Origin of the sequence: Effusibacillus consociatus (assembly GCF_042652925.1) — a bacterium.
In the GTDB taxonomy this organism is placed as follows: Bacteria; Bacillota; Bacilli; order Tumebacillales; family Effusibacillaceae; genus Effusibacillus; species Effusibacillus consociatus.
Window position 1 is genome coordinate 1 of the sequence record NZ_JBHSHC010000081.1, and the last position, 10,709, is coordinate 10,709.

Sequence of the window (10,709 nt, forward strand, 5' to 3'; positions counted from 1 at the left end):
CTGTCATTCCTCGAGTTGGATTTGGTTGCACAACCATCTTATGGAATGTACAGATGCTTTTCAATTTTTCGCCCTACATTTTGTCAAGCACTATGTTTGGTGTAGAGCCCAAAAAATAAAGCTAAAAATTTTGGTTTAGGACTTAGTTATTGTTATAACGTGATGCAAAAACACAATGGTTCAATCGAAATACAAAGTGAGTTAGGTATTGGAACCACAGTATATTTACATTTTTCGAAAGAAGCAATCGTAAATAGCACAAACATCGTTGATTTTACGGAGGTGCTCAATGGATAACTTGATTAAAGTTTTGCTCGTTGAGGATGATCCTTTTTGGAATGAATGTTTAGCTGACTATATCAAAAGAGAGAAAGACATTGAGTTAGTCGCAACCGCTACAACTAGAGAAGAAGCAATTCTTATTGCTAAAGATACTAAATTAGACGTGGTACTAATGGATATAATGTTATCTGAAAACAACCTAGACGGCATCGATGCAGCTATGGAAATTTTGTCGATCAATAATACTAAGATCATTATGCTAACAAATTTAACCGAAAGCGAAGTAGTGGTAGAAGCATTTACCGCAGGAGCTTTCAACTACCTTCTCAAAACGAATTACAAAGAGATTCCAAACGCAATTCGTTCAGCCTATTCGAATCAATCTTATATTCAATCAAGAGCAGCAGAAGTATTGCGGAATGAACTTGTTCGGATGAAAAAAGAAGAACGAAAACGTTTGCTAACAAATGTAGAAAAAGAGATTTTAAAACAGATCAAACAAGGCAACACAATCAAGGAAATCGCACAAAAAAACTATAAAACGGAGCAAACAATTAAGAATCAGTTGACCAAAATACTCAAAAAACTTGGCGTAAAATCTAGTAAGGAAGCAGTGCACAAAGCAAAAAAAATAGAATTAATCGAGTGATAGCAACAATACTAAAGCTGAATCCAACTCTTGTATTTCGTTCTTCGGTTTACGAGCAAATTGTGATTGATGATTTTTTCGAGGTCTATCGGATGAGACAACCTTCTAGTAGGTCTGATTGTACAAAGGCTGTACGTGAGTCCTTAAACAACCCCTTAAAGAGCGACAGGTAATCCCATTTTTTCATCTTGCTGTGGTGACTTTTGATTAAACTCTATCCCCCGAAATTCACTCTTCTTCATTTTTTATGCGTAGACCAAAATCTTACATTTAATGGGAGAATACAAGGGACGTAGCCCCAAGTGAATGCTCCCTTTCCCTTCCAATAACTTTCATATTTCCCGGGTACTACTTTAAAATGTGACTTTTTATTTAATGTATGCGTCGTTATTCTTTTCTTAGAGAAATGGAAACAAATTAACTGATTGTCCAGTTAGAAGTAAAAATTCTATAAATAAATTAAAATAATTCATTGGTCCGTATAATTATACTTTATTGTAAGCTCTCAGAGTTGTATAACTTCAATACAGTTCTTAGATCCTTTTCATATAACTACTAAAAAAAGAGGAGTGTTTTAAATGGAATTCAAATTCGACATGAATGCTTTGGATGAAGTTTCCTACAACGAAGTAAAGGCTATCGACATGGAAGGTACTTTAGGTGCTACTGAGGGTGCATCCTCCGTTGGATCGACCCTGCCATTCTTTCCGTTCTTCTGGTTCACTTGCTCTGCTTAATTAAGGCTTTCCACTAAGTTATACGGTATATTAGTCTTAGGTTGGCGTAACGTCATGAAAAGGATCTAAGACTATTAATTTTAAGGAGAGCAGGTTAGTGGGCAAAGAAATAGTAAAAGTTGAATCGCTTTTTGTGGATATTAATCACACCCCGGTTCTGAAGGGGCTGAATTTCAAGGTAAATGAAGGCCAAATCTGTGCGCTGTTGGGCCACAACGGTGCTGGCAAAACGGTTACGTTTCGTTCGATGATGGGCATTCTTAAAAAAAAATCCGGCCGCATTTTGATCAACGGATATGACAGCGAAAAAGAGCAAGAAGCTTACAAGCAACAATTCAGCTACATTCCCGAAGAGCCGATGCTGTTTGATGAACTCAACGTCTATCAGCATTTTCAGGTCTTCGCGTTAAGCTATGGGGTCCCGGAGGCGGAATTTAAAAAAAGGGCCCATTCCTACATTGAAATGTTTGAGATGGGTGAAAAGGTGTCGGAGTATCCAGAGAATCTGTCCAAAGGAATGCGGCAAAAAGTGAATATCATCAGCAGCATGATTGTCGACACACCTCTGTTGATTGTCGACGAACCTTTTATCGGCTTAGATGTAGAGGCTTCCTATTACCTGGAGCAAGAATTGAAAAAACGTGCCGAGCGCGGAATGGCCGTTTTATTGTCCTCGCACGTGATTGAGAAGGTAAAAGGGTTTTGCAACACCTATATAAAATTGCAAAAAGGGGAAGTGGTAGAATATGGAGATATATCTAATCTAAGAGGTTTTGAGGTATCCAAAGGATGAGCATGGTGAAGGAACATTCTGTTTTCAAAATAATCCACGGTCAACGATGGAAAAAAATCTATAGTATTAATCAGCTCGCCCTTTCAATTTTATTTGATAAGACCACGCTTTTTTATCTGATTCCTGTTCTGCTTTTTGGATTTTTTGTGCTGCGAGAAATCATAGTAGACTACTATGTTACCGGAAGTTTCAATATAAACCCGACCATGGTGCAACTGTTGTTTTCCGTAGGGTTGTTGCTTCTCTATGTATTGAAAGGAAACATCGACCCCCGTTTTAAATTGACGAATTCTGATTATGCGCTTCGTTTTTTGCCACTCAATCTCGAAAACTATCTCCGCTATGTGATTATCAAAGAGCAGGCTGCAAGGGCGGGGAAGTTTGCGGTTTTGCTCGTGGTGCTGATCGGTCTGAATCTATTGTCGTTTATTACCTCTCTATCATTGTTCGGTTCATTTTTAGTAATTGACTTTCTAGCGGGACTTCTCCAGTGGAAACTGTTTCAAAAACAATTCAAAAGTCGCGTAATGATGTCCGTTCTCACAGTGCTCGTTGTAACTGGTGTGAGTTTTTTTTCGTTTTTGTTACAGGTTGATTGGACGGGTCTTGTCCTGCCGGTGTACGGTGTCTTAATTGGTACCGCCATTTTGGTTAGTGCGATTTGTTGGTCACTTCCAATGACACATGACATGGACTGGCAACGGTCTGTGTATGTAGGGCAGGAAAAAACATGGAACTTATTTGTGTATAAGATATTTGGAGGATTTAACAGTAATAGAAGCAGCAGGCGGCCATGGATTCATCGCAAGACCAACCGCCGGAAAGCAAATGATGTGTCTTATGATCTTAACCGGATGATGAAGTACTACTGGAGAATGTACTTTGCCAGTAACAAATGGGTCTTAGTTAACATTCTCACTAACACGATGGCCCTCAATTTAGTGATTAGCTCTTCCGAGATAGTCTTAGCGGAGGCGGTCGGGTATACCGTAGCTTCGTTTATCGCTATATTCGTGTTGGTTCAGATTTTGACCGAACGGTTGAATGTCACCAATTTCCGTTTATTGCCCTGGTCGGTTGACAAATACGCCAAAAGTTTTGCTCAAACTACCGTCTGGGTAGTGTACTTACTCGTGATTCCGCAAGCGTATCTGTTGTTGCAAGATCAAAGTTTGATGAAGATTCTGCTCACGGTGACGGGAGAAATGTCGGTTTCGTATATTCTTTATCTGTATCTTTTGAAAAACAGCATGAGACGACTGTTGAAAAGTCAGACTGCCGATTCAAAACTGATGGTGTCTTTGAAGATGGTTTTGGGGATCACCGCGATATTAATGTTACATATCATCGTTTTGTAAAGGAAACGGTTTCAAATAAGGATGTGTTGGAATTGGAACATGACACACAGCTAAAAGAACTCAGTCATGTGGTGTTTCGCGCGAAAAAAACGGACCAAGAGTGGTTGACAGTATTGGCACAAGCACGCCACTCACATCCGTCTTTGATCGCGGTAGAAATCACGGCAAGAGGTCTGTGGGTTTCCACCTGTGAGGAGACCAAGTTGGGATGTCCGAACTGCCTTTCTTACTATCATCGCGAGCGACTTCTTTTCCCTGAGGAGTTGAAAAACAAGGAGATTATCGGGCCGATTGCCCGTGCATTGACAGAGAAGGTCGCTGAATCTCCTTATCAGTTGGCAGTTCATGTCACACCGGATGGACAAACTAAGCTGTATCGTTTGTTTCCACATCCTGATTGCGGCAACTGCACGAAACATCATCACAGAGAGATGCCGCCTCTGCAGGTGAAAGACCTTATACCGTTTCGGCAGCGGGACTTGGGGGCGATTCAGGCACTATGGAACTCTGTTCCGCTCGGGGCTGTAAGCGTTTTTAAGGACCTTCAGGTCTATACATATAAAGGTCTTGCGATCGCCCGTCTGCAAACAGAGTTGTCCTGTAGAACTGAATATGGAATCGGCCGGAGCTTTGATCAGCAAGCGGCCGCTTCGGTCGCGTTGTTAGAGGCGGTAGAGCGACTGGCGTTAAACGGCAGCATGGGAGATGCGGCGGGCGTAATGGCTTCTTACAATCAGATGCCCAATGCCATTCACCCACATCATTTGCTTGGAGGGGAGTGGGCCTCGAAGTTTGAAGAGGAGAAGCCTTTCCTTTGGGTGCAGGGAACATCGTTGATGACGGGAGAAGCGGTGACGGTACCAGCGCAACTGATTTTTTTTGAAAACGAAGAAATATTACATAGTCGGGGAGAATGTCGATTTCATCATACCACTTCAAACGGCACGGCGGTCGGATCCCATGCAATTGAAGCCGCTTTTTATGCGCTACAGGAAGTATGGGAGCGGCATCGTGCACTCACGGTTTGGCAGGAAAAAGAAGGGATGACCTGCTGGCCTCTACATCTTTTTGCAAATGAGGATAAGATTGCTCACCTCCTTGATTACTTTCAAAAGGAAGGATGTCAGGTCCAGATTATCAACACCGGCGGCGAATCACTCCTATCGACCGTTTGGGTGCATCTGCGCTGGGTGCGTGGACAAGTAAATGCCATTGGCTCCGGGATTGATCCACATAAGGCAGTGTTGGGGGCTTTGGTCGAACTTTTTACCGGATATCTCAACTTCAGACAAATTACTACTGAACAGGCACAGAGAACAGAAGTTCTCTTAGATTCTCTAGAAAGCATTCAGCGAATGGAAGACCATGTGCTTTTTTATCTCCATCCATCACAGCGGGAAAAGTTTACTTTCTTAGATAGGCTGCCGATAGAAGAAGCTTCTTATAAAAACGGCATGCGGCAAGGCGAGGGAATCCGGGAGCAGGGACTAACGAAAGCGCTTGAGCGGATGACGGAAGAATGTAGCCAGCGCGGTCAAGAGATTGTCGCTTTTGATGTGACACCTGCTTGGGTTCGCAAGATCGACCCGGTCTTGTGTGTGGTGAAGGTGATGATAAAGAACAGTTGTGTGTGGCAATACGGTTTCTCTTTGGAGCGAGAGCCGCACCCATTTTTATAATCAGTGAGGTGGTACAATGATTCAACTATTTCCCAAGGTGATGATTCGGATTGCGCCGGTTGCGATAGACATCTTGAACAAGTTGCAAATGAATAAAACGCTCGATTTGATCGAGGAGATCGAGTGTAAGGAAAAGGAATTAAACCAATCCTCTGAACGACTATTGAACCTCTTGTATCCTCTGATAGGGGCGGAACAAGATTACGATGCAAAAAAACAACTGTTAAAACTTAGAAAATCGATCGCCAACAACAAAAATATCATAATTGATTACGAAAGTCTTCCGCTTCCGGCAGATTTGAGCGAACAGGTTCGGGCTTGGATCGGTATTCGCGAACAATTGGCGGGATTAGGAACTACTCTCCAGGAGACGTTTGAGAGCGAATATCTAGTGAAGCGGGAGTATTTGCAAGAGCTTGCTAACAACGATCTTCTAATGCATGCGATCTCCTTATCCAGTGACAGTTTGTATACAAAATGGCCACGCTATCTGGAAACGCCGATCAGTCAGCAGGAGAGGAAGTTGAAGAAAATCGAGCGCTCTGTATTGCTTTATCTGACGCGCATGATCGCCAAGACTAGTCCGTTCTCCACCTTCACGATGGTTGGGCTCGGGGAGTTGTCCGAGGACTGGGACGTGTATACGTTGCCGCAAATGGTTTGGAAGTCGAACGTGCAAGTCAATAACATGGTGGCAATCTACATTTGGGAGTTAATCACCAAAAGCGACATACGTTTTTTCCTGCCGCTTGCTCCCAATAAACATCTGCGAACCGACCCGAGCGGCGGGAATCTGATTTTTTTGAGCGTTGAAAGAGAACGCATTACCACAAAATTTTTAAAACAGAACGAAAAATGGGGAACGCTGCCGTACAACGAGCAGGTAAACCAAATCTGCCAGTATGTCAAATACAACAAGGTTGTGGTAGAAGACCTTGTTCAACTGTTAATGGGAAAAGAAGCGGAGCATTCCCAGGTGTTAGAATATTTGGAAAAGTTAATCGAGATGGGACTTCTTGAATATCAGGTACCGTTCTGTGAGCAAAATCTCGACTATCTGGAGGATATTTACAAACATCTGTGCGGGGTCGCAAATCATCCGGAAGTACCGCAGGATCTGGTGCGGGTGTTGATGGCTAAGATTGCGAGATTTAAAGAGTTAGTCGCCCGCTACAACATGAAGGAGCGGGATGAATTGAAAACTGCTATCGAGGAAGCGTATTCAGAGTTGGTAGGTCTATTAGACGAATCTGTCGAACAGATCAAACCGCTATTTTACGAAGATTGCTTTGTTGAGCATCCGATGCAGGTACCGCGCGCGCTATTAGACCGTTTTTTGCAGGATGTCGGGCCACTGCAAAAAATCTTTCCACTGTTTGACACTCAGCTACCGACCAAGTTATTCATCAAAGAGATATTTCTGAAAACATACGGTGAAGACGGTGTGTGCGAAAACATTCTCCGGTTTCAGCAGGCAGTACAGGCCGAGTTGGGCGCTCAGCCCCAAGCTGAGGAAACGCCTGCTTTTGTTGTCGGAAAACTTGTGGACAATCCTATCTACCAACAGTGGAAAGAGCTTCGTGAAGAGTTGTTTCGCAAGGTGTTTGCAGGATTTGACCATGGTTCAGACGTGCAGTTTGATGCATCCTATCTGGAGCAGGTGGCCTTTCGGATTCCGTCTGAACTGGCATTGATGAGTCCGAACTCGTGGTCGTATTTTTTGCAACCGATCTCTCAGCATGGTGAATTTGTTATTAACAAGCTCTCCGACGGGCACGGTCGTTTTATGAGTCGATTTATGGGTGGTATGTCTAAGTGGGTCGATATGTCATTAAATGAGATGACGCGCCACCACATCAAGGAAACGGAGGGGGAAGAAACAATCTGGGCGGAACTCAACGGTGTGTTTGGATTCAATGCCAACTTACATCCTGACATAGTAGATTACGAGGTCGTCTATCCGGGCATCCAGAGCAGCAAACCGCCTGAGAAACAAATCGATTTGAGGGACATTTTAATTTGCTATGACAAAGAGAGTCGGCAGTTAACTTTGTATTCCAAGAGCAGAGGGAAAAAGATTAGACTGTTGTATCTGCAATTTTTAAACCTCAAGCTTCTACCGCCATTGTTCCGTTTTTTAATCTATTTTTCGCAACTGTCCAATCCCGACCTTGCGTTTCACGAATCCTACTATTACAGTCGTTACCCACAACTCAAGGAACAAGATATTTTGTACTTCCCGCGCGTCAAAGTCAACGGTACAATCTTGAAGCGCCGACAATGGTGGGTGGAAAAAGACAGCTTTTTGCGAGCGATAGGAGCTTCACACGTAGAAGGTGAGTACCTTGGCACGTTTATAGCACTGCGAAACTGGCTTCGTAAACACGAAATTCCGGAGCGCTTTTATATCCGGGCAAACCTGGTGGACCAATTCGGCAGTACCGATGCAAAAAGTACATATCAAGACGGAATGCGTAAGCCGCAGTACATCGATTCACGCAACATAACATTTATCAAAGTTCTTTTGAACCAAGTTCAACTTATGAACGGGCGGCTGATCATCGAGGAGGCTTTGCCCACCCAGGAAACGCTGCCTGTTCAAGTACAAGGAAAAACACACATGATCGAACTGTTGGTCGAGACCTATAACAAGGGGGGGCTGTAATGGGGTGGCACAGCTATCATGTTTTCTATCATGATCAGGAGAAATGGGACCGACTGATCGTGGAGATGTTTCATGAACTAAACCGCAAATGGGAAAAGCGACCATTTCCTCCTTTTTTCTTCATCCGCTATTGGGAGGGTGGTCCGCATTTGCGCTGGCGCTTTCGGGATCTTGACAAGGAGCAGCAACGGGATGTTCTTGAGACGGTCGAATCGTTTTTTGTCGCCCACCCAAGCACTGTTATGGTCAGCAAGGACGAGTATTACAAACAATACCAGGTTTTAACCGACAAAAGCCGGGAGTTGGACTGGCATCCGAATCAAACCATAGCACAAATGGAGTATCAACCGGAGGTGGAACGCTACAACGGTGAGAAAATGATGGCGTTAAGCGAAGTGCAGTTTGAGTTTTCATCCCGGTATGTGATTAAACTATTGTCTACCAATTCGGTCAGTCTGCAGCAAAAATACAACATTGGGATGCAAAGCATCGCTTATATGGTGAAAAGCCTAGGCCTTAACTGTCAGCAGGAGATTGACTTTTTGCGTTCCTATTGTCTTTCAACGCTGCAAACCTACCAACCTCAAAGCGTTGAAGCGGCGCTGTATCAGTTTGAAGAGATACTGGTCAAAAATAGCGCCGTGATGCAAGAGGTGGTTAGGTACTATTGGTCGGAACAGGCGGACAACAGTTTTTACAGGCAATATCAAGCGTTCGCAGGGGAAGTGGCAGAGGCGGTGGAACGTGGTGAATTTGTTCCCAATGGAGTGAAGATCCCTTCGATTGTCGAGTGGGACGACAAAGCCACGGCACTGGGGCAACTTTACTGGTCGTGGATTCATATGCACTGTAACCGTTGGGGTATCTCGCCTATTATGGAAGCCCAAATAACCTTTTTGTTGAGCCGCAGTTTAAAAGAATGGGGGAATCAAGGATGAACTGGCACGCAATTCATATCTACTTGCATGACACTCAGATGCATACTCCGTTTTTGTTGGAACAAATCAAACCGTTATTGGAGAAGTACGGAAATAATCAAAACATTAGATCCTTCTTTTTGCGTCATTGGAAAAAAGGACCGCACATTCAATCGCATATCGGCTTTCCAACAGAAGCGGACACCGATGCGCTTCTAGAGGAACTCGTGTCCTATCTTCAGCAAGAGATCTTCAAATATGCGGCAAAAACACCGTTGACCGAAGAGCAGGTAGTGAAGCAGTACAAACAGTTGAGTGTGTTTGAACTTGAGAACGACTATCTGCCGCTTGAGCAGGACTTGACGGTAAAAATTCAGGAATCCGTGCTTCGAAACGACATCTGGGGCGACAAGGGGACGGAGGAGGTACGTGCATATTATGTGGACACAAACAACATGGTGCTAGAGGTCTTGGGGCAACCGGAAGGGGCAAAGTTTAAAAACCTAATATATCTGATGTTGGCAGCAGTGGAATCGCTGGGCGACCGTTCACGCCACCAGTTAAGCTATCGTTCTCATGCTGAGGCCTTTTTAAATCGCTTTGACCAAAAGGGTGTAATCCGTAACGTTTTTGAAGAACAATTCCAAAATAACAAGTCGTTTCTGACCCAACTAATTGAGGAGGAATTGTTAAAAAGCGACTTATTCCACACCTGGACCAATTTTTATAAAGGGCTGATCCAAAAGACACTTCCACTGATTGAACAGCGTGAGTTGGTGCTTCCGGAAGCGGACACCTATATGAAAATCATCGAACAAAAAGGATGGAATCAAGGGTACGAAGGCACGATTAGCGATTTCCACCAAACACTCAACAACATTCCGGAATATGCAGAAATCAAACGTAGCACGGAATTCAAAAGCAAGCGGTTGGTGCTGAACTTACTGTACCTGACGTTTGCCCAGTTGGGGGTAAAACCGACAGAAAAATTTATGCTCTGTTACTCCGTTTCCCGCTGGTTCGAAGAGAGGCTTGGTCAAGATTGGAAGTTACAACTGGAGCGTTATTCAAAATTGGGGATTGTTTCTTAATGGAACTAATGTAAAGGCATCGTTCGTTATTGGACTTTGGGTAAGTCCTCATAATTTATTCGGGGCTATTTGAATTATTGATACTTCGCTCACTGCGATTTCTTTAAAAATAATTCCCGGTTTGCTCATACTTCCCGCTACATGGTCGAGAGTATGGCTGCCTCAGCAGACCGTATCGGCTCTTATGAAATTCAGTACGGGAAAGATGCGGTTGAGGAACTGTTGATGCAGTTCTTGCCATACAAGAGCATATCGATCCTTCACAGGTTGCCCGGAAACGACCGCGAGAAGATTTTCCGGGTGAAAAACCGAAGGTTGAAACGGATTCACCTTACGAAGACCTATGGAGACTCGATTCACGCGATCAGAAGAAAAAAACGGATGAGCAACCGAACGTTTTTCAGAAAGTGCCGGCTCGGCCTGAGAAAGATATGATTCTTTTTATCATGGAGCACAGCAAGATTCTGGCGGATTGGCAGCGGGATGTTTTATCGATGATGCGGGAAGAGATGCTATACTTCTGGCCGCAGATCGAGAC

The 10,709-nt window shown here is 43.8% G+C and carries 8 protein-coding genes and 2 pseudogenes; all 10 read left to right on the top strand.

Going from position 1 to position 10,709, the window contains the following annotated elements; genetic code table 11:
• Positions 1-126: 126 nt before the first annotated feature.
• Positions 127-297 (top strand): annotated as a pseudogene (locus ACFO8Q_RS09765) (ATP-binding protein); the annotation flags it as partial.
• Positions 290-931, top strand: coding sequence for a response regulator transcription factor (locus ACFO8Q_RS09770; protein ID WP_380025588.1), 642 nt, complete (start codon positions 290-292; stop codon positions 929-931). The pseudogene ACFO8Q_RS09765 and the gene ACFO8Q_RS09770, both read left to right, overlap by 8 nt.
• Before the next feature lie 578 nt (positions 932-1,509).
• Positions 1,510-1,668, top strand: coding sequence for a hypothetical protein (locus ACFO8Q_RS09775; protein WP_380025589.1), 159 nt, complete (start codon positions 1,510-1,512; stop codon positions 1,666-1,668).
• 97 nt (positions 1,669-1,765) lie between these two features.
• Entirely contained in the window at positions 1,766-2,461 is a 696-nt protein-coding gene (locus ACFO8Q_RS09780) for an ABC transporter ATP-binding protein (RefSeq protein ID WP_380025590.1), read from the top strand.
• Positions 2,458-3,819, top strand: coding sequence for a hypothetical protein (locus ACFO8Q_RS09785; protein ID WP_380025591.1), 1,362 nt, complete (start codon positions 2,458-2,460; stop codon positions 3,817-3,819). The genes ACFO8Q_RS09780 and ACFO8Q_RS09785 overlap by 4 nt, the downstream gene beginning before the upstream one ends.
• Before the next feature lie 32 nt (positions 3,820-3,851).
• Positions 3,852-5,498, top strand: a complete 1,647-nt coding sequence (locus ACFO8Q_RS09790) for a YcaO-like family protein (RefSeq protein ID WP_380025592.1) — start codon at positions 3,852-3,854, stop codon at positions 5,496-5,498.
• A 16-nt stretch (positions 5,499-5,514) separates the two neighbouring features.
• The gene (locus tag ACFO8Q_RS09795) at positions 5,515-8,163 is read left to right on the top strand and encodes a lantibiotic dehydratase (protein WP_380025593.1); all 2,649 of its coding nucleotides are present in this window, start codon (positions 5,515-5,517) and stop codon (positions 8,161-8,163) included.
• Positions 8,163-9,101, top strand: coding sequence for a thiopeptide-type bacteriocin biosynthesis protein (locus tag ACFO8Q_RS09800; protein WP_380025594.1), 939 nt, complete (start codon positions 8,163-8,165; stop codon positions 9,099-9,101). Before ACFO8Q_RS09795 ends, ACFO8Q_RS09800 begins: the two co-directional genes overlap by 1 nt.
• Positions 9,098-10,171: a lantibiotic dehydratase C-terminal domain-containing protein gene (locus ACFO8Q_RS09805; protein WP_380025595.1), complete on the top strand. Its 1,074-nt coding sequence runs from the start codon at positions 9,098-9,100 to the stop codon at positions 10,169-10,171. Before ACFO8Q_RS09800 ends, ACFO8Q_RS09805 begins: the two co-directional genes overlap by 4 nt.
• Positions 10,172-10,258: 87 nt before the next feature.
• Positions 10,259-10,709 (top strand): annotated as a pseudogene (locus ACFO8Q_RS09810) (SpoVR family protein); the annotation flags it as partial.